Annotated in this window: 22 protein-coding genes, 1 tRNA gene and 1 pseudogene; 10 read left to right on the forward strand and 14 right to left on the reverse strand. The window is 62.8% G+C overall.

Annotated elements, in window-relative coordinates:
* Positions 1–116: 116 nt before the first annotated feature.
* Positions 117–1,061 (reverse strand): SAM-dependent methyltransferase, encoded by a 945-nt coding sequence (locus DB708_RS09020; RefSeq protein ID WP_108921582.1) that lies wholly within the window; start codon positions 1,059–1,061, stop codon positions 117–119.
* A 170-nt stretch (positions 1,062–1,231) separates the two neighbouring features.
* Between DB708_RS09020 and DB708_RS09025 the strand changes: the two genes are divergently transcribed.
* Both DB708_RS09025 and DB708_RS09030 read left to right on the forward strand, forming a co-directional pair.
* Positions 1,232–2,047, forward strand: coding sequence for a mycofactocin-coupled SDR family oxidoreductase (locus DB708_RS09025; RefSeq protein WP_108921583.1), 816 nt, complete (start codon positions 1,232–1,234; stop codon positions 2,045–2,047).
* 106 nt (positions 2,048–2,153) lie between these two features.
* Positions 2,154–2,227: transfer RNA gene (locus DB708_RS09030), tRNA-Cys, on the forward strand.
* A 7-nt stretch (positions 2,228–2,234) separates the two neighbouring features.
* On the opposite strand, the gene DB708_RS09035 is transcribed toward DB708_RS09030, so the two are convergent.
* Positions 2,235–3,374: a zinc-binding dehydrogenase gene (locus DB708_RS09035; RefSeq protein ID WP_108921584.1), complete on the reverse strand. Its 1,140-nt coding sequence runs from the start codon at positions 3,372–3,374 to the stop codon at positions 2,235–2,237.
* Between the two features lie 57 nt (positions 3,375–3,431).
* Positions 3,432–3,830 carry a YchJ family protein gene (locus tag DB708_RS09040; protein WP_108921585.1) on the reverse strand — a complete coding sequence of 133 codons (399 nt, stop codon included), beginning with the start codon at positions 3,828–3,830 and terminating at the stop codon, positions 3,432–3,434.
* A 74-nt stretch (positions 3,831–3,904) separates the two neighbouring features.
* Here DB708_RS09040 and DB708_RS09045 point away from each other — a divergent pair, with 74 nt between their 5' ends.
* Genes DB708_RS09045 through DB708_RS09055 form a run of 3 tightly spaced genes read left to right on the forward strand, consistent with a single transcriptional unit; the run spans position 3,905 to position 5,751 of the window.
* Positions 3,905–4,441 carry a pyridoxamine 5'-phosphate oxidase family protein gene (locus tag DB708_RS09045; protein WP_108921586.1) on the forward strand — a complete coding sequence of 179 codons (537 nt, stop codon included), beginning with the start codon at positions 3,905–3,907 and terminating at the stop codon, positions 4,439–4,441.
* Positions 4,422–4,877, forward strand: coding sequence for a hypothetical protein (locus tag DB708_RS09050; RefSeq protein ID WP_108921587.1), 456 nt, complete (start codon positions 4,422–4,424; stop codon positions 4,875–4,877). Before DB708_RS09045 ends, DB708_RS09050 begins: the two co-directional genes overlap by 20 nt.
* A gap of 16 nt (positions 4,878–4,893) precedes the next feature.
* The gene (locus DB708_RS09055; protein WP_108921588.1) at positions 4,894–5,751 is read left to right on the forward strand and encodes a TIGR03621 family F420-dependent LLM class oxidoreductase; all 858 of its coding nucleotides are present in this window, start codon (positions 4,894–4,896) and stop codon (positions 5,749–5,751) included.
* A gap of 1 nt (position 5,752) precedes the next feature.
* On the opposite strand, the gene DB708_RS09060 is transcribed toward DB708_RS09055, so the two are convergent.
* Positions 5,753–6,775, reverse strand: coding sequence for an AraC family transcriptional regulator (locus tag DB708_RS09060; protein WP_165839774.1), 1,023 nt, complete (start codon positions 6,773–6,775; stop codon positions 5,753–5,755).
* Positions 6,776–6,972: 197 nt separating this feature from the next.
* On the opposite strand from DB708_RS09060, the gene DB708_RS09065 reads away from it, so the two are divergent.
* Positions 6,973–7,902, forward strand: a complete 930-nt coding sequence (locus tag DB708_RS09065) for a LacI family DNA-binding transcriptional regulator (RefSeq protein ID WP_235616701.1) — start codon at positions 6,973–6,975, stop codon at positions 7,900–7,902.
* Positions 7,903–8,017: 115 nt separating this feature from the next.
* Positions 8,018–9,424: an aldehyde dehydrogenase family protein gene (locus DB708_RS09070; RefSeq protein WP_108921591.1), complete on the forward strand. Its 1,407-nt coding sequence runs from the start codon at positions 8,018–8,020 to the stop codon at positions 9,422–9,424.
* Positions 9,425–9,438: 14 nt separating this feature from the next.
* Here DB708_RS09070 and DB708_RS09075 read toward each other — a convergent pair whose 3' ends face one another.
* The 4 genes from DB708_RS09075 to DB708_RS28065 are packed head-to-tail and all read right to left on the reverse strand — an operon-like array spanning position 9,439 to position 13,856.
* Positions 9,439–10,347: a lytic transglycosylase domain-containing protein gene (locus tag DB708_RS09075; protein ID WP_108921592.1), complete on the reverse strand. Its 909-nt coding sequence runs from the start codon at positions 10,345–10,347 to the stop codon at positions 9,439–9,441.
* A 50-nt stretch (positions 10,348–10,397) separates the two neighbouring features.
* On the reverse strand, positions 10,398–11,618 hold the full coding sequence (locus DB708_RS09080; protein WP_133250993.1) for a DUF7373 family lipoprotein: 1,221 nt from the start codon (positions 11,616–11,618) through the stop codon (positions 10,398–10,400).
* Positions 11,619–11,653: 35 nt separating this feature from the next.
* Positions 11,654–12,136, reverse strand: a complete 483-nt coding sequence (locus tag DB708_RS09085; RefSeq protein ID WP_108921594.1) for an Rv0361 family membrane protein — start codon at positions 12,134–12,136, stop codon at positions 11,654–11,656.
* A 19-nt stretch (positions 12,137–12,155) separates the two neighbouring features.
* Entirely contained in the window at positions 12,156–13,856 is a 1,701-nt protein-coding gene (locus DB708_RS28065) for a serine/threonine-protein kinase PknH/PknJ (protein WP_272889247.1), read from the reverse strand.
* A 149-nt stretch (positions 13,857–14,005) separates the two neighbouring features.
* Here DB708_RS28065 and DB708_RS09095 point away from each other — a divergent pair, with 149 nt between their 5' ends.
* Entirely contained in the window at positions 14,006–14,677 is a 672-nt protein-coding gene (locus DB708_RS09095; RefSeq protein ID WP_108921595.1) for a C39 family peptidase, read from the forward strand.
* Here DB708_RS09095 and DB708_RS09100 read toward each other — a convergent pair.
* The 6 genes and pseudogenes from DB708_RS09100 to DB708_RS27225 form a co-directional block, all read right to left on the reverse strand.
* Positions 14,667–15,926, reverse strand: coding sequence for a fatty acid desaturase family protein (locus DB708_RS09100; protein ID WP_108921596.1), 1,260 nt, complete (start codon positions 15,924–15,926; stop codon positions 14,667–14,669). The genes DB708_RS09095 and DB708_RS09100 overlap by 11 nt on opposite strands.
* Before the next feature lie 203 nt (positions 15,927–16,129).
* Positions 16,130–17,047 (reverse strand): TPM domain-containing protein, encoded by a 918-nt coding sequence (locus DB708_RS09105; RefSeq protein WP_108921597.1) that lies wholly within the window; start codon positions 17,045–17,047, stop codon positions 16,130–16,132.
* A 31-nt stretch (positions 17,048–17,078) separates the two neighbouring features.
* Positions 17,079–17,603: a hypothetical protein gene (locus DB708_RS09110; protein WP_108921598.1), complete on the reverse strand. Its 525-nt coding sequence runs from the start codon at positions 17,601–17,603 to the stop codon at positions 17,079–17,081.
* A gap of 80 nt (positions 17,604–17,683) precedes the next feature.
* Positions 17,684–18,739, reverse strand: a complete 1,056-nt coding sequence (locus DB708_RS09115) for an alpha/beta hydrolase fold domain-containing protein (RefSeq protein ID WP_108921643.1) — start codon at positions 18,737–18,739, stop codon at positions 17,684–17,686.
* Positions 18,740–18,777: 38 nt separating this feature from the next.
* Positions 18,778–19,485: pseudogene (locus DB708_RS09120) on the reverse strand (BTAD domain-containing putative transcriptional regulator); the annotation flags it as partial.
* 509 nt (positions 19,486–19,994) lie between these two features.
* Positions 19,995–20,144 carry a hypothetical protein gene (locus tag DB708_RS27225; protein ID WP_165839775.1) on the reverse strand — a complete coding sequence of 50 codons (150 nt, stop codon included), beginning with the start codon at positions 20,142–20,144 and terminating at the stop codon, positions 19,995–19,997.
* 732 nt (positions 20,145–20,876) lie between these two features.
* Here DB708_RS27225 and DB708_RS09125 point away from each other — a divergent pair.
* Together DB708_RS09125 and DB708_RS09130 are read left to right on the forward strand one after the other, a co-directional pair.
* Positions 20,877–21,449, forward strand: a complete 573-nt coding sequence (locus tag DB708_RS09125; RefSeq protein WP_108921600.1) for an NADPH-dependent FMN reductase — start codon at positions 20,877–20,879, stop codon at positions 21,447–21,449.
* A gap of 86 nt (positions 21,450–21,535) precedes the next feature.
* Positions 21,536–22,879 carry an FAD-dependent oxidoreductase gene (locus DB708_RS09130; RefSeq protein ID WP_108921601.1) on the forward strand — a complete coding sequence of 448 codons (1,344 nt, stop codon included), beginning with the start codon at positions 21,536–21,538 and terminating at the stop codon, positions 22,877–22,879.
* The last annotated feature ends 296 nt before the right edge of the window (positions 22,880–23,175 follow it).

Below are 23,175 nucleotides of genomic sequence, written 5' to 3' on the forward strand. Positions count from 1 at the left end.
CCGCTGCCCGTCGCGGTTGCGTCAAGACAATCATTCACCCCGTTCGCGCCGCCAGCTTTTCGCTGGATAACGCGGAATCGTGAAGTTATTGCGGGCAAGCGGCTTCGGTAAATGACTTATCCGGTTTGCGGTCGCCTCAGCACAGAGCTGTGGTAAACGGTGTCGGCGACCGACACGGAGTCGTCGTGCGCCTGGATCGCAGCAAGACCGTTGTCGGCCAACAGCTGTCGCATGGGGGTACCGACTGAGCTCCAGCCAAGATCCTCGAGATGAGCTGCGACGTCGCTGCGCTCGCCCTCGAAGCCGAGGTCCGTGAAGTCCAGTTCGAGGCCATGCTCACGCCATTTGGCGCTGGCCTTGCGCATCAGCTCCCACGCTCGTTCCTTATCGACCTGCGGCCGCTCCGGAGTGGCTTCGCAGGCCAACCGGCTGCCCTCGGCACTGAGCGCGGTGATGTTGTCCAGCAAGGCATCCTGGGCCGCTGGCGGCAGGTATCCGAAAAGCCCCTCGGCGATCCAGGCGGTGGGCCGGCTGGTGTCGAAACCGGCATCACGTAGAGCCGTCGGCCAGTCCTGCCGCAGATCGATGGCAACCGCGCGCAGGTCGGCTTTCGGAGCGGCACCCAAGCCGGCCAGTGTGGTGGTCTTGAACTCGATCACTTCAGGCTGGTCGATTTCGAACACCGTCATGTCGTCGGGCCACGCCAGTCGATAGGCACGCGCGTCGAGACCGGACGCCAGGATTACGGCCTGACGGATCCCGGACTGAGTCGCGTCCCGAAAGAAGGTGTCAAAGAAGCGAGTCCGGGCGGCCATCGCATCGGGCATGTGGCCGAGCTTCCAGCTCGCCTCGTGGTAGTCGACGTCCGCGGCATCGATCTCGCCGTCGGCCCAGCGGGTGAAGAACTCCACGCCGACGGCACGGACAAGCGGTTCGGCAAACGGGTCCTCGATCACCGGGTTGTCGGCCTTGGTGGCGATCGCGCGGGCGGCGGCCACCATCGTGGCTGTCGCGCCCACGCTGGTGGCCAGGTCCCAGGTGTCGTTGTCTGTGCGTGGCATGCGCCTGTTCTCCAATGTCGGCTTAGCAGGATTACTTAGGTAGTATAACCAACTCTGGAGTGCCGCGCAGACGCCGACAAAATCCTGGAGGCGGTCGAACAGCCCGGCGGCAGCGCCAGCACTGCATACTGAGACCGCGTAGCGACTGGCGACGAGATCGGAGGGTTGCCGTGGGTCTGCTTGACAACAGGGTTGCCTTCGTGACCGGCGCGGCACGAGGCATGGGGCGTAACCACGCGCTGCGTCTCGCGCGCGAAGGCGCTTCGATCATCGGCGTAGATGTCGCAGCCGACGTTTCGCCCCATAACGGGTACCCCGCCGCCACCGAAGCCGACCTCGAGGAAACCGCTCGTTTGGTGGCGGCCGAGGGCCGGCCGTGCTTGATGGAGATTGCTGACGTGCGGAACTCCGACGCGCTGGACGCGGTGTTGGCAGACGGCGTCGAGCGCTTCGGTGGACGCCTGGACGTTGTGGTCGCCAACGCAGGTATCAGCAACTGGGCCCGCTTCTGGGAAATGTCGGACGAGCAGTGGCAGACAATGATCGACATCAACCTGACCGGTGTGTGGCGCACACTGAAAGCCGCAGTGCCTCACATACTTTCGGCGGGTAATGGTGGCTCGATCATCAATATCAGCTCGGTCGCGGGGATTAAGGCGCTGCCGTGCCAGAGTCATTACAGCGCCGCGAAACACGGCGTGGTAGGGCTGACCAAGTCGGCCGCGATCGAACTCGGGGAATACAACATCCGGGTCAACTCGATCCATCCGTGGGGTGTCGCCACCGCGCCTGCTGAAGACCCGAATGTCGTGGAGATGCTCACTGCGCACCCGAGCTACATCATGTCCTTCGGCGCCATGCTGCCCACGTTGTTCCCCGCGCAGGTCGATGACATCTCCGATGCCGTCATCTATCTGGCCTCGGATCTGTCCCGTGCTGTCACCGCAACACAGTTGACCGTCGATATGGGTGCCACCAAGGTCTAGCTGGATGCTGCGCGTCGGAGCGGGATTGTGGGCCGCACTTCCCGAAATGATCGGGCCGAGGAAAACACTGGCTGCAGGCCACCTGCGCTGGCATGGTTGCGGTCGTGCGGGTGTGGCTGAGCGGCTAGGCAGCGGCCTGCAAAGCCGTATACACGGGTTCGAGTCCCGTCACTCGCTCCACGAGCAGCTAGGCGTTCGGAGTCACGAGGAACTTCTCGCCGGTGGCTCGCTTGACGTAGGTGTTGAACGCCTCGGGCGTGAGCATGCCGGCAAGGGAAACCTCCCGGGTGTAACTACTTGCGAAGGTCGTGGTGAGTTCCGCTGCCACTCGACCGCGCAGCCGACCGAAAGTCTCGGCCCCCGCGTTCTGCAGGAACGGAGTGAGTAGCCACCCGCCTACGCCCCACGCCATGCCGAAGCTCCTGGTGAGCACCGTCGGACTGGTGTCAAGTGCGCCGTAGATGTACACCTGCTTGTGGACGCTCGACCCGTAGCGTGAGTACTGCCCGGCTGTCGCGCTAGCCGCCTTCTCCATGCCGTTGAGGATCTGGCTGGCCAGCGTTCCACCACCCGTGGCGTCGAAAGCGATCGTCGCGGATGTCGCCTTGAGAGCCTCGACCAAATCGGTCGCAAACGACGGTGATGACGAGTTGAGGACATGGGTTGCGCCGATCGTCCTGAGTAACTCCTCTTGCTCGGGCTTGCGAACGATGTTGACCAGCGGTATCTCATCCTTGTGGCAGAGCTTGACCAGCATTTGACCGAGGTTCGACGCCGCAGCGGTGTGTACCAGGCCCGAATGTCCTTCGCGGCGAATCGTTTCCGTCATTCCGAGTGCCGTCATTGGATTAACGAAAGACGAAGCTCCGTCCCTCGCCGTAGCCCCCTCGGGCAGGACTAGACATCCGGATGCGTCGACCGCTCGGTATTGCGAGTACATCGCGCCGCCAGCAATCGCCACCGTCTTACCGACCAGCGCTTGGGCCGCTTCGGATGACCCCGCAGCCACCACGGTTCCGGCACCTTCATTGCCCACCGGCAGCGACTCGTCGAGTCGAGCCGACAGCGCTCCGAGGCTCCCCTCTGCCAGAGACGCGGTGACAGTGGGACGCTCGGGCGTACCCGTGACCGTGGCAGTGGTCATGTCGGCGCTGGCAATGAGAAGGCCCAGGTCTGACGGGTTGATCGGCGAAGCTTCCACCCGCACCAGCACTTCATTTGGGCCGGGGGCCGCAACCCGAACCTCTTGCAGCGAGAGTTCGAGGGTGCCATCCGACGTCACCAACGAACGCAACTCCAGTGCTGTATCGGGCAAGTCTGCGGTCATGGGCGGTGCCTCGTTCCTGTTGGGGGTCTGCTTCAAGCGAGTTAACGCCAAACTCCGCTACAGATCTTCCGGCACGGGGTCGAGGTAAAACCATCGGCTGGCGCGGCGCTCGAAGCGGCTGCGCTCATGCAGGCTGTCGGTGCGGCCCGCGGACTCGAACCTGGCCGTGAATTCCACTTCCCCGGAATCGTCATCCGGGCCACCCGCGAGAGTGTCGATCACGTCCAGGCCAATCCAGGTGACGCCGGGGTCGACGGTCACGTCGGCCGGTCGTGTTCGCGGGTGCCAGGTGCGGAACAGATAGTCCGCGTCGCCGCAGACGAAGGCCGAATATCTCGATCGCATCAATTCCTCGGCCGATCGAGCCAGCGACTCGCCATCGTGCAGCGGCCCGCAACAAGCGCGATAGCTCTTGCCGGCGCCGCAGGGGCACGACGGTCCGAGGAGTTCGTCCACGTGGTTCGCTTTCTGACTTACGTCACGCGCGCGATGGATAGCTCGGCCAATGCACATCTTCCTAGCCTCAAAGTATGCGTGAAACGGCATCCTCGACCATCCGCGACGCGATCGCGATTGTGGAGAATTACCGGACCTGTGAGTTCACCACAGTGTCCCGTGATGGAACACCGCAGACGTGGCCAGTCAGCGCGCTACTCCTGCGCGATGGACGATTTCTGGTCTGCACCAGCATCGGGTTTCCGCAAAAGGCTTTCAACATCCGACGCAATCCCAAAGTGAGCCTGCTGTTCTCGGAGCCAACCGGTAGCGGATCGTCCCGGTCGGGCGCCGTGTTGATCTGCGGGCACGCGACAGCCGAGGACCGGGTGATCGCCGACATGGCATCCTCGCCAGATTTGGCGGCCCTGTGTCAAACGGTGATCGATCGACAACCGGCCAGCAAGTTCATGAGCTCGTTCCTCGGGCGCGTCCTATTTCCGTCGTACTACTGGCGGCTAGCGATATATGTAACACCCGCACATGGGTTCCACTGGCGTACACGGGATTTCGGTGTAGCCCCAGAGTCACTCGATCTGAAGGAGCTTGGCCGTGTGGCAGCTGGCAAGTGAGTCGCTCAGCGCGTTTCCGGAGGTGGTTATCACGACGGTCGGCATCGGAGGACATCCCGTCAGCGTCCGGCAGCGTTCGCCGCGCTACGACGCGGAAACGGGCGAAATGCCGGTGCTGATGCCGGCATCCGTCGCCCCTGCCGCCGGACCGGCGAACGTGCTCGCGCACTCCCACGACGAGGACCTGTGGAACCTACGAATCGTGCGGATCAAGGGACGTCTGGAGAGTCGCGACGGGGGCTGGATTTTTGTCAGTACCGCGTTCACGCCGCCATCGCCGGAAGGATTTAAATCGAGGTGGCTGATGGCTAAGGCTATGCGGCGCAGCTCATCTCGATACCTCGCCGCGCGGGGATTAGCGCACCCAAAAGTCAATTGGACGATCCTCAAAAGGATGCAACGTCAGGCGCAACTGAATCGGCGCCAGGGCCAATAGCAGCAACAGGATTTGCATGAATACCAAACCGCCACGCTTCGGCGCGGTCCTGTGCACACGGGGCTCGGTCACAGGCCTGATTGATCAGGCCCGCCACGCTGCGGACAGTGGTTGTGACGTCGTGCTGTTGCCCGATCACCTCGGCTATAGCGCACCTCTTCCGTCCCTGGTAGCCGTTGCCGCCGCGGCGCCCTCGGTGCGCGTGGGCAGTTGTGTGCTCAACTGCGGCTTGTACCGGCCTGCCCTGTTGGCACGCGACCTGGCGGCGGTGGACTCCGCAACCGACGGCCGCCTCGAGATCGGGTTGGGTGCCGGCTATGTTGCCGGGGAATTCGAGACGGCGGGCCTGCGCTTCCCGACGCCCGCAGAGCGCGTGCGCCTGGTCGGAGAACATGTCGAGCAGATCCGCGCGACGTTCGCCGATCCGGACTATTCACCTACGCCGATCCAGCATGCGCCGCCGATCATGATTGGCGGTACGGGCGACAAGATGTTGGCGATGGCGGCCACGCATGCCGACATCGTCTCGATATTGACGTTCGGCACCGAAAGCGAACTGGTGCAACGTGTTCAGTACGTCAAGGAGCACGCGGGCGCACGCCTGGATCAGATCGAGCTTTCGTTCAGCTTCGGCCAGGTAGCCATCGACGATCCCAACGACCTGCTGATCCTCAAACGGGCGGCGCCCGAAATGCCTGAGTCGCAACTCCGCTCGATGGCGACATGTTTGGACGGTCCCATCGAAGCGGCCACCGAGCGCATCTCGCGCATGCGGCAAGAGCTGGGCATCGGCTACTTCACCTTCTCCGTCGGTGAAGGCCGCGGCCTCCGCTGGCCTACCCTCGAGAAACTAATCGCCGGAGTCAAAGGATAAATCAGCATGCATGCGACGACGGTCGCTGCGGGCCACGTTGGAATATGCTGCGGCGCAATGTCTCACCTGGCGCCTCACGGTAACGGTCGGCATGCGCGGCCGCGAACCTGCCGAGATGGTTGAAGCCCCAACGATGTGCCACCGCAGCAACGGTGGTCATCGACGGATCGGATTCCAGCAGCATTCGGTGTGCTCGGCGCAGCCGAACCTCGCGCAGATACGCCATCGGCGATGTGTCAAGGTGCCGCCGGAAACCTAGCTGTAGCGAACGGACACTGACGCAGCTGCGAGCCGCGATCGAGGACAGCGTCAATGGCAGATGCGCTTCCTCCTCGATGATTTCGATGGCGGTGCGAATCGCGCGGGGTGCGGCCAGCCCTTCACCTTCGGTAAGAGCATCGCGGAGCGAATGGTCGGCGGCGAGTAGGAATCCGTGCACCAGACTGTCGACAAAGGGCAACCCGACGAGCGGATGATTGAGCAGACTGTCGGGGGAGAAAAGCTGTCCGCTGAGCAGCGCCAACATCTTGATCCAGTTGCGCGCCGGCAGTGACGTGGTCGCCATCACGGGCGTGAAGTCGACCTGCGAAGTCACCCGCCGACCGAGCGCGTCACTGAGAGCGTCGTTGACGACCCAACGGTCCATGAGCAAGGTGAGCATCCTGGCGCCGGCACCCCATCGCGCCTCAGTCATACCGCCCGGCGCGGCGACGGCGGCATTGCCCGGACCGGGACGCACCGACACTCCCCGGTGTACGCATTCCATGTGCCCCGAGATCAGCACCACTACCCGGAATGCATCGCAGAGCTCGGCGCGATCCATCGACACGTCGGCGTCGACGATGACTTCGGCGAGTGTGATCGGCCCGACGCGGGCCAGCCGGTGGGTGAGCCGGAATTCCTCCGGATCGGTCAGCAGATCGAGGTGCGGTTTCTGGCAGCAGGTAAGGGACCAGTCATCGAAATTCTTGGACCGCGTCCAAGCGTGCAGATCCGATGCGTCTGTTGTCGATCGGTTTGTCACTCGACCTTGATCACCATCCCGCAGATACCCCTCAGCACGGGGTACTGACCACAGTAACTTTTCCGGCTTTGCTCTGCTAGACGGCTGGTGGTGACATGCGCTGAATGGACACATCGACGCGCAATCCGGCTGGTCTGCGCGTCGGGGCATACGATCTGAGCGTGAAAGGCAGGCCAACGAAGGCCGACGTTGCGCGAATGGCCAACGTCTCGACCGCGACCGTCAGTTACGTGCTCAATAACTCAGTCGGGCGCACCATTTCGGCGCAGACGCGCGCCGCGGTGCGCAGCGCGGCCACTGAACTGGGGTACCGGCCCAACCTGGCCGCTCGTAATCTGGCCCGCGGAAAGAGCGGCGTCATCTTGTACATCGTGCCGCAACTCGCCGGCGGCGAGATGCCCATGCAGGTCGGCACTCACATGACCACCGAGTTGACCCGACGCGGAATCATGCAGGTTCAGCTCTTCGAGACCGAGCGCGACGACGCCGTCGCCGACGCCATCAACCAGCTGCAGCCGATCGCGGTGACGAGTTTGTTTCCCTTGGGCCGCAAGGCATCAAGCGCCGTGAAGGACGCGGCCATTCCCCACATCTGCGTCCACACGCTGCCGGGCCTCGGCGACCCGCAGTATTCGGTCGGACAGATGCGCGTGGACCATCTCGTCGCACGGGGACACCGCAATGTGGCGTTCGCGTACTCGGGCGATCGCCGGTGGCGCGCACTCGGCGATTACTGGATCGACGGCGTCCGGCACGCAGCGCACCAGCATGGGCTGCCCGATGTCGTCGTGACGGCGTTCACGCCGGACGACAGCGCCGCGGTGGTTGGTGAACTGCACGCGGCCGGCGTCTCCGCGGTCTGTGCGCAGAGCGATGAGGTGGCCTTCGTGGTGCTCGACGGCGTGCGGCGCGCCGGACTACGTTGCCCCGACGATCTCGCGGTCATCGGCGTGGACGCGACGGCCCTGGCTCCCTTCAGCATCCCCGCGCTGACGACGGTGACGTTCGACCGCACGGCGATCGCCGAAGTGGCACTAGCAGCGGTTTTAGCAGAGCTGGAGCTTCCCGACGAAGCACGCTCGGCTGCCCGGGACATCGCGACGCTGGTCATCCGAGAGTCCACCTGAATCTTGTGCTCGCCTTCCGACGGACACTGGACACTCACTAGTTACGCGCGTAACCTCTGACGGGCAGCGAGCGCATTCTGCGTCTCGGAGCGGCTCGTCGAAAGGATGAAGGACATTGACTGACGCCATCGCGGTGTTCAACCCCTCCAACGAAGAGCTGATTATCGAGGTCCCCGATTCCGACCAGGCGGCCGTCGACGCGGCGGTGGCCCGCGCCCGTGAAACCTTCGAGTCTGGAGTGTGGCGCAAGGCGCCCGCGTCGCACCGAGCGAACGTCCTCTTCCGCGCCGCGCGCATCATCGAGGAACGTATCGACGAGCTCGCCGCGCTCGAGGGTCAAGACAACGGCATGAACCTGACCGCCGCACGCCACATCATCCCGGTGTCGGTCGACATGCTGAAGTACTACGCCGGCTGGGTCGGCAAGATCCACGGCGAGTCAGCCAATCTGGTGTCCGACGGTCTGCTCGGCACCTGGGAGACGTACCACACCTTCACCCAGCTCGAGCCGGTCGGCGTCGTCGGCCTGATCATCCCTTGGAACGGACCGTTTTTCGTGGCGATGCTCAAGGTCGCCCCCGCACTGGCGGCGGGTTGCAGCGCCGTTCTCAAGCCCGCCGAGGAAACGCCGCTGACCGCGCTCAAGCTCGAGGAGATCTTCCGCGAGGCGGGTCTGCCCGACGGCGTCCTGAATGTCATCACCGGCTATGGCGAGACCACCGGTGCCGCGCTGACCGCACATCCTGACGTCGACAAGATTTCGTTCACCGGATCGACGGAGGTTGGACGGCTGATCGTCAAGGCGGCCGCGGGCAACCTCAAGCGGCTGACGCTCGAGCTCGGTGGCAAGTCACCGCTGATCATGTTCGACGACGCCAACCTCGACAAGGCGATCATGGGAGCCGGCATGGGCTTGCTCGCCGGCTCGGGGCAGAACTGCTCGTGCACCTCGCGTATCTACGTTCAGCGCGGCATCTACGACCAGGTGGTCGAGAGCCTCGCCGGGTTCGCCCAGATGCTGCCGATGGGCGGCAGCGACGATCCTGATTCGGTGCTGGGGCCGCTGATCAGCGACAAGCAGCGCAAACGAGTCGAAGGCATCGTGAGCGACGGCGTGGCCGGCGGCGCGCAGGTGATCACCGGCGGCAAGCCGATGGACCGCAAGGGCTACTTCTACGAAGCGACGATCGTCACCAACACCACGCCCGACATGCGACTCATCAAGGAAGAGATCTTCGGGCCGGTCGGCTGTGTCGTTCCGTTCGACGACGAGGACGAGGTGCTCGCCCTCGCGAACGACACCCAGTATGGCCTCGCCGGATCCATCTGGACCGAGAACCTGTCCCGCGCCCACCGTGTCGTCAATGAGCTTCGCGCTGGCCAGGTTTGGGTGAACTCGTCGCTGGCGGCAGACCCGTCGATGCCGATCAGCGGCCACAAGCAGTCGGGCTGGGGCGGCGAGCGTGGCCGCAAGGGCATCGAGGCCTACTTCAACACCAAAGCCGTCTACATAGGGTTGTAGTCCAGCCTCGCGCGCTACTGCGGGTTGCCCGCCAGATAGTCGGCGACTGGGATCGGCGACGTCACGGCATAACCGATAGGTAGCAACACGTCGCCTGCGGTCGTCACGTAGTAGACGTCCCAGCGGTAGAAGGTGGCAAACGTTGCGGGATCGGCGGCGATCAACGCGGCATATTGGCCGACCGCCTGGACGTATTGGTGCGCGTGGTTGTAGCCGTAGATGGCGTGATCGCGGTCGTTGGCGAAACCGTTGGCGGCGAGGTAGCGGCCCGCCGCCATGATGCTGTCGCGGGGCGAATTAACGTCTCCGCCTTGGCCGTAAGAGGCGAACGTCGACGGCAAGAACTGCATCGGGCCTTGCGCGCCGGCAGTGCTCACGCCATGGATGCTGCCGAAGCGGGTCTCGACCAGGTTGATCGCGGCCAGGTAGTTCCAGCCGACACCGGAGTCCGCCTCCGCCGCATGGTAGTAACCCATCAGCTCGTCGGCCGGAGTCGGGGGGTCGATGCGCCAGGCAGGCACGGTGTCCCGCACCTGTGCCATCGCCTGAAGCTGCCGGCGCGCGTCGACATTGCGGTCGTAGACATCGGTCAATGACGCCGGAATCCGCGGCCGGATGGTCGCATCCCATTCCGGATGCCGCCCAATGGCCCGGTAGGCCACTTGCTCGCGGTGCGCAGCCGCCGAAAGCGCCGCCTCCGGCGTACCCGAATTGCGCAGCGCCTGCTCGTCGGCGACGAGATCATCGGCTAGCTGCGCGGGGTCGGAAGCCAGCTGCGGCTGTGCGCCCAGCGGAATGCTCGGCGCGTCGGCGAATACCGTTGTGGCGGAAGGGAACTCCGCGGCGGCAGTTGCGGACGACTCTGCGCAGCCGACTACTGCGAGCACGGTCACGAGCAGCGCAAGCATGTGGTTACGGGTCATTGCGTCCACCAGTCTTTCTCATCGGCCGCAGCAGGGCAACGCCGCATGAATCAATGTCCCGTCAGGATGAGGTATTGAGCCGCCATTTGATGCTGCGCGTTGTCGAGCTGGCGGGCAATGGTTTTGATGGTGTAGCGGCCCGCGGGGGCCAGACACCAATATCTGGGTACCAGACCGTTAGATCCGGCGACACGGGTGCAGTGACTGTCCGGAAGGCCGGGAACCGGCGAAGCCGGCTGTGCGGCAGGTGTTTTAGCGACAAGATCGCCGTAGTCTTCGGTAAGGGCTTGCGCGGCCGAGGGATCTTTTGTTCGGTAGACGGTGGGTAGGTTGACCGAAACGTCGTCGACGCCCGCCGCAGATAGCAGGGGCCCGATCTGGACGGGGTCGTCTTCGAGGTGGAGCGCACCCGCGGGCGGATAGGCAGCCCCGGACATTGACGTGGCTTGGCCGGCCGGTGGCGGCAAGGTGCGGGCGACAAGTCCGGTGGGATCCATTGCAAGCGTGGGGAATTGCACGGGGTCGGTGGGAGTAAACGTGTCGATCAGCGGGAGCTGACGATCGAGTGTGTGTCCGGCGAGTTGGGCTTCGCAATCCGGGCCCGCCGCACACCGCGCCACTTGGACAAGAACGTAGGAGCCGTGCGCAGTAAGCGCAGTCAGTTCACGCACGATCTGAGCACCCTCTTGGAAGGTCAGCACTGTGCCGCTGGCCTCGGGATGACCGGGAATAGCCAAAGGGCGTTCGGGTTCTGTCACGATCGGGATCGCGCTGGCTATGCGGGGCATGTTCCTGGCCGCCGTGGTCATGTTCTGGGCCGCCTGAGATGCTGCCGAGGGGTTGACGAATCGCAGCACGGTATTGCGCAGCGACATCTGAGGATCCGGGCCAGCGGCTTGTCGCTCGGAGACGAACCCGACCACCAACGGCAAGTTGTAGGCGCCACCGGCGATCGGCGGCCACACCGCGCTCGACAGCCCAAGGGGCTTGTCGATGACGTTCGCGCCGGCCGAGCTCGCGCCGAGCAGTGTGGGATCGGTTTGCCAGGGCCCGACGACGTAGGCGGCCATACGCCAACCTTCGACCAGACGCCCCGCGTCTTGGGAGTCGGCGTTGCCCAGCGCCGGCTGCGGCGTGACCGGATAGTTCCCGGAGTCGAGCTGCGAAGCGTTCACCGTCGCCGCGGGGCTGGGCGACGCGCGGGTGGCTTCACCGGCGGTGGTGTGGTTACAAGCCACTAGCGCCACCGCGAGCAGTGCCGTCAGAATCACCGAATTAGCTTGCAATAGTTTGCTTTTCATCTTAGTCAGTAGCTGGTCTGGCAGATCTTCCAGCCGTCCTCGAGTTTCAGCGGCAAGCTGACGTTGTGAGAGCCCATGGTTTCGTTCTGGCCGACAAACTTGGCGTCGGCGGTGTCACCCGTGATTGTGATCGAGGTGATGTCTTTGATCGTGGTGACACCATTTTGGGCCCGGCCCTTCTTGACGTAGTTCATCGCGGTGCCGCTGAATTTATTTCGCATCGCAGTGCACATCAATTCCAAATAGGCATCCCAGTTTTGGGTGTTGTACGCGTCCTGAAACGCCATCAGGGTCTCGCGGATCTGGTCCTCGGCAGCAGGCTTTGCGGAGGGGGCCGGTGACACCGAGGAGCCGGGCGGGGCCGCCGCCGTGGCCGAGGTGGAGGTGCCGGTCTGTTGGGGCAGCGCCGAGCCGCCGGTGACGGTCGTGCACGAGGTGGTCAGCGCGGCGGCCACACCGAGCGCGCACAGGCGACTGGTGACAGTCATCGGTCTCCCCCTCGTTGCGTCATTGTCGAGGCACCTTGTTGGCAGTGACGGTGACCAACGAGGCGACATCGGTGCCACCGGCAGCGCGGCATTGTCGGATGTCGACTAAGACGTTGCCGCGCACCAACATTCCTCGCTGGCACGATCCGCCGCCGCGCAGGGTCACAGGCAGGGTGAGCACACCGGCGGTGGTCAGGGGCTGACCGAAGTCCCAGGTTTGAGCGGGGACGCCCGGTTGGGTCACAGTCACGGATTTGCCGCCGCATAATTCCAACTGCCCGCGCTGCGTGGTCAGCGATGAGCTGGCCTTGTCGCCGGGAAAGGCGATGACCGCTTGGGTGACGCTGTCTTGCCAGGCCTGTTCGTTCATGCCGCGCAACGTTTGTGCGGCCACACCCGTATAGCCGCTTTGCCGGTACACGGATTGCTGCGCGGGCGCCCAGGCAGCCAAACATTGCGGGTTGTCGAGGATCCCGGAATCGTCGAGCAGGCTGGCACTGTCTTGCTCGAGAACCAGCGGATCTCCATTGGCCGCGACCGGAAGCTGGGCGGCGGACAGCAAAATGGAGCGCAGCGCAGCGGCCGCGACATTGGTTGCCGCAGGCCCCTGAGCCGATGCCGATGCCACCGGTGATCCGGAGCGTTGGCTGGTGTCAGCGCGAGGCCCAGCGGTGTCGGGCCAGGCCCACACGGTGACCGTGACAACCAACAGCACGACGCTGGCCAGCGCGGCGGCGATCAGGCCGCGCCGGCGCCGACGCTGCGGCGGCCCGGGCAGCGGGGGGCCCGGCCAGGCCGACACCGTGGGCGGCTGTCGCTGCCAGGTGTGCGGGTAGAAGCTGACGTCGCCGCTGGGTATCGGCGGGAGCGGCGCGTACCGAGTGGGATCGCGCAACGCCGAGACGGCGGCGTCGGCGAGCGCGGTCGCAGACGCGAAGCGGGCGCCGGGATCTTTTGCCATCGCGACCGCAATCACATGATCGAGGCCGCGAGGCAGCGACGGCACCGTGTCGCTGGGTCGGGGCGGGGGCTGGAACATGTGGGCCATCATCACGGCTGCGGCCCCGTTGGTCGCCGCAAAGGGCGTGTTGCCTGTCAGCAATCGATACAGCGTGCAGCCCAACGAGTAAATGTCGACCCGGCCGTCGATGCGTCCGTTGGAAAGCACCTCGGGTGCCGCGTAGCCGACGGTGGCCAGTACCGCCCCGGTGGCGGTCAGCCCCACGTCGTCAAGCGCGCGAGCAATCCCGAAGTCGCCGAGCAGGACTCGCTCATTTGGGCCGACAGCGCCGGAGAGCATGAAGTTGCCCGGTTTGACGTCGCGGTGGATGACGTGGTTGGCGTGGGCGAAATCGAGCGCCCTGGCCACGTGCGTGATGATGTGGACGGCACGGTGCGGGGTCATGGTTCCGTCGCAGAGCGCGTCCTCGGCGTCGGTGCCGTCGACAAACTGCATCGCGATCCACAGTTGGCCGTCGTCGGTTTGTCCGCGCGTGTACACCGACACGATCTGGGGGTGATCCAGGGCGGCCGCGGTGTCGGCTTCGCGGATAAAACGCGCCCGAAAATCCCGATCGCGTGACAGTTCGGCCGAAAGCACTTTGAGCGCTACTTGGCGAGGCAATGCCGGGTCGGCGGCCAGATACACAGTGCCCATGCCCCCGCTGCCCAGCACCGCCTGGATGCGGTAGCCGCATACCAGCGAACCGATTGCCAGCACCCGCTCAACCCTACGGTCCGGCGGACGACACCGACCCGTTTTCGTCCGCGCGATCGCTTCCAAGAACTCTTTGAGAATTCGAGAAGGCCGACGTCCGAGTCTTTTCTTAGCTACTCCGCGGCTAGAGCGGGAGCAGAAAAGGACAAACCATGAAGGGTTTCACGATCGCCGCCATCGCCAAGACGGCCTCCGTTGCTGTCGTCGCCAGTGCTGTTGCGCTGGGATTGGCCGGTCCGGCCTACGCGACCTCGGACACCATGTACGGCGATCCCGCGGCCGCCGCGAAGTACTGGCGCTACCAGCAATACTGGGATGACTGCGCCGTGGCGTCGACCGCTGATGTGATCGGTGAAGTGACCGGCGTGGCGCCCTCGGAGGACGAGATCATCGACAGGGCGCAGGCGACGCCTAGCACGCAAGGCCCAGGTCCGATCTACACCAGGCCCGCCCACCCCGACGATCCGGATTCGGGCGAGGGCATGTGGTTCAGGGACATCCCCGCGCTGCTGGCGCTGTACAACGTCGGCGCCACCATTAGCAACGGAAGCATTGAGGGGCTCGAGCAGCAACTTGGCGCCGGCCACAAGGTGCTCGTCACCGTCAACGGCGAACTCATCTGGCACCAGCCTGTCGACCAGACAGACAAAGACGGCAACCCGGCGCATGACCACACCGTGGTCGTGACGGGCGTCGACACCGGCAACAACGTCGTGCATCTCAACGACAGCGGTAGCCGCCAGGGTCGCGACGAGCAGATCCCCTTGGCGCTCTTCATTCAAGCCTGGGACGCCGGCCAACGGCTGATGGTCGTCACCACCTAGCGTGCCGGTCCGGCGCTCCCCGCCAAGGTCGGACCGACGCGATCGCGGTCTTGAGCCCGCGGCGACGCCCCGTCGCTAGATCGGTCTTGGCGAGACCGGGCTTGAGTTCAGCGAACATCCGCTCACTGCGGGTTTCCGGTGCGTTGTCGGCCGTGTCGCGCAGATAGCTGTTCGGCAGCGACAGTTTGGCGATGGTACGCCACGTCTTGGCATACTGCATCAGGAAAGAGCCTGTGGTGTAAGGCAAGTCGTATTTGTCGCACAGCGCGCGCACCCGCACCGAGACCTCGTGTAGCCGGTTGCTTGGCAGATCGGGAAACAGATGATGCTCGATCTGGTGGCACAGGTTGCCGCTCATGAATCGCAGCATCGGGCCGGCCTCGAAGTTGGCGCTACCCAACATCTGGCGCAGGTACCACTCGCCCTTGGTTTCGCCGATCATGTCGGTCTTTGTGAATTTCTCTGCGCCATCGGGGAAATGCCCGCAGAAAATTACCGCGTTGGCCCAGATGTTGCGGATCACGTTGGCCGCGATGTTGGCTTTCAGCGTCGATTTGTAACTGGCCGCCGGTGATATCGACGTGAGTGCCGGAAACGCGACATAATCCTTGACCACCTGGCGTGCGGCCTTGACCGAGAACTCGCGTGTTTGCTCGAGCACTTTGTCGCGTTCCGGGCCAGCCTTCAAGAGTTTCTCCAAATCGACTGTCTGCAAGCCGATTCCCCACTCGAACCCAAGCGCGAGGAGGGCATTGAATAGTACGTTGCCGACGTTGAAGTGCTCCCAGGGCTGGTCACGGGTGACGCGCAGGATGAAGTAGCCGACATCGTCGTCCATGCCGAGGATGTTGGTGTACTTGTGGTGCTGATGATTGTGGGCGGAAATCCAGTGCTTTGACGCCGCACTCATGTCCCATTCCCAGGTTGTGGAGTGAATCTCGGGATCGTTCATCCAGTTCCACTGACCGTGTATGACGTTGTGGCCGATCTCCATGTTCTCGATAATCTTCGCCACACCCAGTGTCACGGTGCCTGCCCACCAGGCGAAACGTCGCGAACTGGCGGCCAGCATGAGCCGGCCGGCTACGTCGAGGACACGTTGGGCACCGATGGTGCGGCGGATGTAGCGGGCGTCCCGGGCGCCCAGCGAATCCTCAATGTCCAGGCGGATCGCGTCCAGCTCGACGGCGAGACTCTCGATGTCGGCATCAGTTAAGTGGGCGAATGCCGGAACATCAGTAATCGCCATAGGTTTCCTCCACTTGCAACTGCATGTCGGGATCTCATCGGCAACTGCACAATCGGCGGCCGAGTCCCCTCCCCTTGATCGCCTAACGAGGCCAACGGCGGTGTGGTTCCGTCTGGATGACTGACTTACAAGATGCACAGGTCCGACGCGGCGGCCCGCGTGCGGGTCAGAATCGGTCGTCGCTCAGCGGTCGCGCAGGGTGATCATCGCGTCGATGTGGTGCCTCGACGTTTCGGTGTACGGTGCGCCGCGAGCACGTCGGCGTTTGCCAGAGTCTGTGCCGCAGCGGCCAGCGTCGAGGCTCCGTTGGCATGGCCAATTGCTTCGGGCTCGTTGCTTGCTTCCTTGCTGTGCGCCGCCGCTAATTGACGTTTCGCCTCTTCGAGCCGGGTCTGGGCCTCGGCGCCGACGCTCGCGTGATGTTTGGCGACGTAGTCGGAGATTTGCCGCAATCTGGCTTCCGCGATGGACAATGCCTGGCCCAGCGAGTCAACCCGCTGGGCGCCGCTGGGGCTGACCTGCCGTGCGGCACGCCGGCGGCGGCGCAGGCGATAGAGCACGAGGACCACCACGACGATCGCCACCACGACGATGACACCGATCGCAATGATCAGCCAGATCCGCATTGACGAACCCGGCGAGTCGGTCAACCCGTCCGATTTGTCGAGCCCGTCAGCGGCAGCGACCGCGGCACCGGCCCAGTCTTTGGCGCCCACCGCGGGTTCAATTTTGTTAGTCCGCAAGCTGTTTAGCTCGGTTGCTGTGAGGTCATGGACCTTAGGTGGCACCACGAACGAGTACGCCTTGGTGTTGGTAGCCACGGCCAGCAGCACGTCGTTGTCGCCCATCCCGCTGGCGCTGCGGGTTCGGTCGGCCCAGTTGTCGGGTTTGAATCGGGAGAAGTTGTCGACGTAGACCACCCACAGTTGAACGCGTTGATCGTGGTAAAGCCCGTCGATTGCCGAGCTGATCGTCGCCCGATCGGAATCCGTCAACACCCCGGAACTGTCGGTGATGTGATCGGTGAGCTTGGACGGCGGTTGTGCGCCGGAGTGGGTTGCCAGCAGCAGCCCTGCTGTGAGAATCGTCAGGACTGCACCTAACACGCGAACAATTCGCATAGGGGTAATCTAGCCCGCCGCCGGCCGCCGGCTAGGTGTGGACTTTCCAGCCCGCTAAGGGAGTGGGCGCCGCCGGAGCATTGGGATCGTTGAACTCGATGTAAATGTCGCCTTGTTTCACGTTGCCGTCGTAACCGATGAACCCGTGCGCGGTTTGGCCGTTGGTGACGCTGCCCAGGCGCAGCGGCGGCGTCTTGTTGATCTGCTGGTAATTGACGGTGGATGAGCCGCCCTGGATATCCCGGTATGGATCTTGCCGCCACGGGGAAGAGGCAGCCGTCACGTACCTCTCGCTGTAGGTGAAGGGTGCATCGGATTTGCCGACGATGGTGAGCTCGATGACGTTGCAGCCCCCGCCTGCAGAGCAGCCGGACGAAACCCAGGTCGCGTTGTTGAGCGTGACGTCGGCGGTCGCGGTGCTGTACTCGGTGACATGGATTGTGGTTCCGGACTTTCCGGTCGGGAACGGCGACTGTTGCGTTGTCGGATCGGCAATGCCGTGCGGTGCTGTTGTGCATGCAGCGATCGCCAGCAATGTCGCAAGCCCTGCGCTCACAGATGTAGATATGGCCACCTGCAGACGATAGCGCGTCCGCCCGAGTGCCCGTAAGCGCAGAAACAGTCTCTGAAGTGGGACTAGCCGAGACTCTTCGCGAACCCGCTGAGATCGCGCACGCTGGCCGCGAAGACGTCGGGCATCGCGCCCGCGAATATCAGATCGCCCCCATGACAGGTGCCCGCGACTACCCTGCCCACACTCGGGACACCCGCACGCACCAGATGGCGGTAGTACTGCAGCCCTTCGTCACGCATCGGGTCGAGCTCGTTCACCGAGATCACATGCGGCGGTAGGCCATTCAGGTCCTCGTCGGTCACGACGCCGGCGAAACACGTGGGATCGTTCGAGTTCTGGTTATCGGGGTCGTAAATCGAACCCAGTAGCTCCGCCTGCTGAAGGCTGATGAAGTAGCCGTCGCATTCCCGCAGTGACGGCAACTCATCGGGAGCTTCGTGCCACCGGTTTGAGATGTACGGGCACTGCGCATAGAAGCCCGCGATTTCGTTCAGCCAGCCTTCGCGTTTCGCCTTGTGCGCCAGGGTCAGGGTGAGATTGCCTCCGCCGGACTCGCCGTTGACGATCAGATGGCTGACGCCGAGTTCCGCGCGATTCGCCGCCACCCAACGGGCGCCGGCCGCGCAGTCGTTCAATCCGGCGGGAAATGGGTGCGGGCCGAGCTTTCCTCCGGAATTGCGGAACTCGACGCCGATGACGACCAGGCCGGTGCCCGCCAAGTACTCGCGCAGCCGCGCGTAGGTGGCGTCGGCGGCGCTGGCGATGGCCATGCCGCCACCGTGCAGATGCACCACGGCAGGCAGCGGACCACCGACATCGGGGCGGCTGATGTACAACGTGACGTCGTTTCCGTCTTCGCCGGTGATGGTTGTCGTCGTAGTTGTCACACCGTTCGCGTCGGGAATGCCCGCGGCGAATAGACCTAGAACTGCGCCCATCCCCTCCTCGCACATCGCGGCATAGGCGAGCCGTTCCGCCAGCGGCGCATCGATTGTCAGCGGCACCGTTGGCGCATTGTTGTCGAGACCCACCGGTGCAAGAGCCATGACCATTCGTGGGTCCGACCGAGGGTCGGTTTTGAGGCAGCAATCCGGATCAGCGAGGCGACCGTTGGTCATTTCGAGACTGTACAACGGCCGGGGTGCACTGTCAGGCGTCACATTTCGAAGGTGAATTCGTGGCCGCAGATGCAAATGCGGTCGCTGTCGGCCAGCGTCGCGCTGGTGCGAATCCGCTGCGTTCCGACGTCAACTCCGTTGGCTGAGCGCAGATCGGTGATGACAAAGCTGTTTCCGGTGTCGATGATCACCGCGTGGTGGCGACTGACAGTGTCATCGTCGACAACGATGTCATTGTCGGACAGGCGGCCGATCCTGGTCGCTGTTCCTCGCAACGGATGACGGCTTCCGCCGGCATCGCGTAGGTGTGCGACGACGGACTCCCGGGCACCTTCGGTAGGCCGCCGACGAGTCACGGCAACACGTTTGGCTGTTGCGCGCGCGACCTGTTGGGTATCCAGCGGCTCTTGGCGAAGGATCCGCTGATGAAGACGCTGTAACGTGGGGCCGGGGTCGATGCCCAGATCGTCAGCGAGCGCAGTCTTCAGCCGAGCTTCGAGCTCACTGATCATGGAATATGTTCGACCGCAGTCTATTTCGGATTCCGCTCGCACGGTCAGTGTCACCAGCTTGTCCTCGGTCAGTGCCGCGGCGAATGCTTCCACGAATTGAAAGTCACGCAAATCCTCGAGCACCGGCCCGCGCCACTCGGCCAGCGCAGCCGACAAGTGGCCACTGGCGTGTTCGAACCGGCAGGCGGCAGCACTCGACGAGAGGACGTAAACTTCGCGTTCACCAACGAAGCGGTGGTCTTCGTCGTCGGCCAAGACTGCGTGGTGCAGGACAACGCTGGGCCACACAAAATTGACAGACCCCGCAGCGAACTCGTAGTTGTATTGGCGTAGTCCCCGCTGCAACTTATGCGAAGAGGAATTGATCTAAACCGCAGGAACATTGGAGGGCCGCATAGCTGGCGATTGAACGTCACACAACCATCCAGACACCAAGCACGAGACGAGGCGGCAACTACACCGCCACGGCGGGCGGCACCCGCCTCCCTCGTCGACGGCGTAACTTCGACGTCGTGGCCACCCGCGACCAACGGTTTACCAGACTGTCCTGCAGGGTGATTCGCTAGCGTGCGGGAATCAATTGCGACTCTGTACCGTGGCCCTGACTAGGTCGCAGGGGTTCCCCCTCCATTGCTGGGATACAGTTCACATCGCAGGCGGGCCTTGAGACCCCTATTATTCGGCTAGCGCGGTGCTACGAATGTTGTCACTGCCATGGCCAGTGGCGACAGGTACCGTCGTCGTCAAAGAGCTTCAAGGAGAAGGAATCCCAACATGAAGACGAGAGTATTGATGGCGACGGTCAGCGCTGCATCGGCAGCCTTGGCCATTGGCGTGATGTGGACCGCACCATCGGCCTCGGCTGGCACCCCCTTTTGCGATTCGCTTGCCACCCCCCAGCAAGCTCACGAGTGCAACTGCGGCTTCGACTTCGCCCCGGGTAGTCCGGAATACAATGGCTGCCTGTATGGAAATGCGGCTGCACCCGCTACCCCGAAACCTTAACCTTTTCCAGCCCCCGGCCTAGGCCGAGCGCTTTGACGTAGTCGACGAGGGTCGCTTGTGCGTCGTCCTCTGATGTAGACACCTGCATGTAGTACCCCCCGTGCTGAGCGGCAACGTGGCGGAGGTGCCTTGCGGACACGTTGGAAGTAGCTGTGGCACACGTTGTCCACCACGCTCAGCTTGGCTCGATCGAATTCCTCAATCTGAACCGCAGACTTCCCGCACGAGTGCGCTTACCCGGAAACAGTGGCGCGCGAGCGATGTGCTTCTTGCCGGCGAAAGGATGGACACCAGCCAAGTAGCCCTGGGTCTTCGTGGGTACCAACTCAACCGAAACAGGCGGCGGCCGAAGCGCAGAATGCGCCGACAGCGGGTGGTGCCGCCGGGTCTTCGCGTGGGTCAAGGTCGAACCGAACGCAACCGAGCATTGTTACGGGCTATATCAAGTCGTGCACATTGCTGCCTCTCATATCAGACAGGCCGCCTGCGCGGGCGAACACCATAGCATCGCCCGTACCGGCTGGTAGATGAAGTTCCGGTGAGAATTGCCGCGAAATGCCCCATAGTTCGGCGACGCAATCGACGATAATATGTCCGTCTGCCCGTCGAAGGGATCGCCAATGAGCACCTATAAGGTCGGAAATATCATCGGCAGTTTGTCTTCTACCTCCGTCAACCGGATTTTGGCCAAAGTTCTGGTTCGCCTAGCGCCTAGCGACCTGTCGTTCCTGGAGATCCCCATCGCCAATCTACCGCTCTACAGCCCAGACTATGACGCAAGCTACCCGCCCGAAGGTCAGGCGCTGAAAGAGGCGATCGCCGCGGCCGACGCGATCTTGTTCGTCACGCCGGAATACAACCGGTCGATCCCTGGCGTCTTGAAGAATGCGATCGATTGGGCCTCCCGGCCGTATGGACAGAATTCTTTTGACCACATGCCAGCGGCCATTATCGGCGCCTCTCCGGGTGCGATTGGCACGGCGATGGGTCAGCAGAACCTCCGCGCGGTGCTGAATTACCTCAATGCGCGGCAGATGACGGCGCCCGAGGCCTACATCACGTTCAAGCCGGAAATCTTCGGTGCTGATGGGTCGGTCTCCAATGACTCAACCGAGCGATTCCTACGCGCCTACATGCAAGAATTCCGCGACCACATCCAGCGGGTGCTCACCGTACTGCCGCGTCCATCGTGACCGGAAGATGACCACGGGCAAATTTACCAACGTCGCTGCTTCGGTTCCAAACCCGTCAAACGGGTACGTCCAAACGGAGTCACATCATGAACCAGGTATCGCAAGACCTCTTTAATCGATTTCGTCCGGCCGAGGTCAAGTCATCAGAAAGACTCAAGGTCGCGGTGACTGGCGGTGGCCCTTCTGGTTTGCTATTAGCATGGAAGCTTTTAAATGCTGGCGCCATAGTAAGTATTTTCGAAAAGAGGGGAGCATATAAACTTGACCAGGCAACCGACGCACGCTCCTATAACGTTACAGCAGATGCGCTTGGACTCCGATCATTCGGTCGATTAGGTAATCTAATCTATGGTGCCGGAACCATCGTTGACGGAAGAGCAATCCACTCGTTGTCGGGTGCGTCCTGGACTCATCCTTACGGTCATCGCCCCTCAGATCTTCTCGTTTCTGTGCCGAGGGGAGACCTACTTGCACTCTTGACCGGGACAATTCTTGGTCATCCGCAATGCACATTGAATTTCGATTGCGAGGTCGTTGACGCAGATCCGACAACAGGAACTGTGAGGTGGAAAAGCATGGCAGATCAAAGCCAGCATGAGTTGACTGGGTTGGATCTCATCGTGTTTGCCGACGGAGTGCACGGCCTTGGCCAACGTAAAGCCAAGGGTCAGCCCGGAGTAAGCGCAACCAGTGAGAGTCGTACGCCTTACCTGAATTTGACGGTCAGCGAAGATGCGGTCAAGCGATCAAAATTAGAGCTAAATAAAATCCATTTTTTCCCAGCGCCAGACGATGAGAGTCTTGGCATCGGTTTGCCCAACTTCAACGGCACTATTTCATTGCTCATTGAGGCGCAAGTGCACACGAACCACAAAGGAGAAGAAATCTGCCCATTCACGGGCCAAACACCGTTCAGCCCGTATCATTCTGCCTTCACTAAGAGAGAGGATGCTGATAGATATCTGCAAGCCCAGAATCCTCAACTTGTAGACGTACTAAAGGACTTGCCCGACGAGCAAATCCTTAACAAGCGGCCTAATTATTTTTACGAATCTTTTATCGACAGTTGGCGCATAGGTCGGAGGGGTGTCTTGGTGGGCGACGCGGGAAGTTGCGCCCCTCCCTGGGCTGGATTCGGTATGAACCTCGCGTGCTCACACGCAGCAGATCTCGCGGAACTAATCGCCCAATCTACCGACTTAGAAGCAGCGCTAAAGCAGTACAACAAAAGGAGGCAGAAGTGCACGGACGTAGTTAAGCGGGTGATCCGCGAGCACGGCGCGCTCCTGAACAGCGGTATCGGGTCCCAACGCTGGCGTCGAGAGCAGGCGATACGAGATCAGCGAGAACGCACGTTGGGCGAACGTTCCGAGTACCAGATTGTTGCGTTCGACGAACAAGGGCTAGAGGAATTGGCCGGTCTGGCTTGATCAGCCTCAAAACATGTTTTCATCCCCCACCCCTACATGACCGGGGGCAAGGCTTCATGTAGTGGTCGCGGACCTCATGGATCGCAACATTGACGATGAATAAGCGATGGATTGGGTCAATACGATCCAAAAAAATAGCCACTGGTCTGTGCCCCTGTTCAGAGTCGGTTGATGGGTGACGTTTCTGTTTCGGTTGATCCTTGACACTCGTGTTGTGTTTTAGGTGCCTGCGCTGGTGCGCAGGGCCCGTTTGTTTCGTACCTCTCCGGTGCTGGTTCGGGCGGCGGTTTTGACTA

This window comes from Mycobacterium montefiorense, from assembly GCF_003112775.1.
Taxonomy (GTDB): Bacteria; Actinomycetota; Actinomycetes; order Mycobacteriales; family Mycobacteriaceae; genus Mycobacterium; species Mycobacterium montefiorense.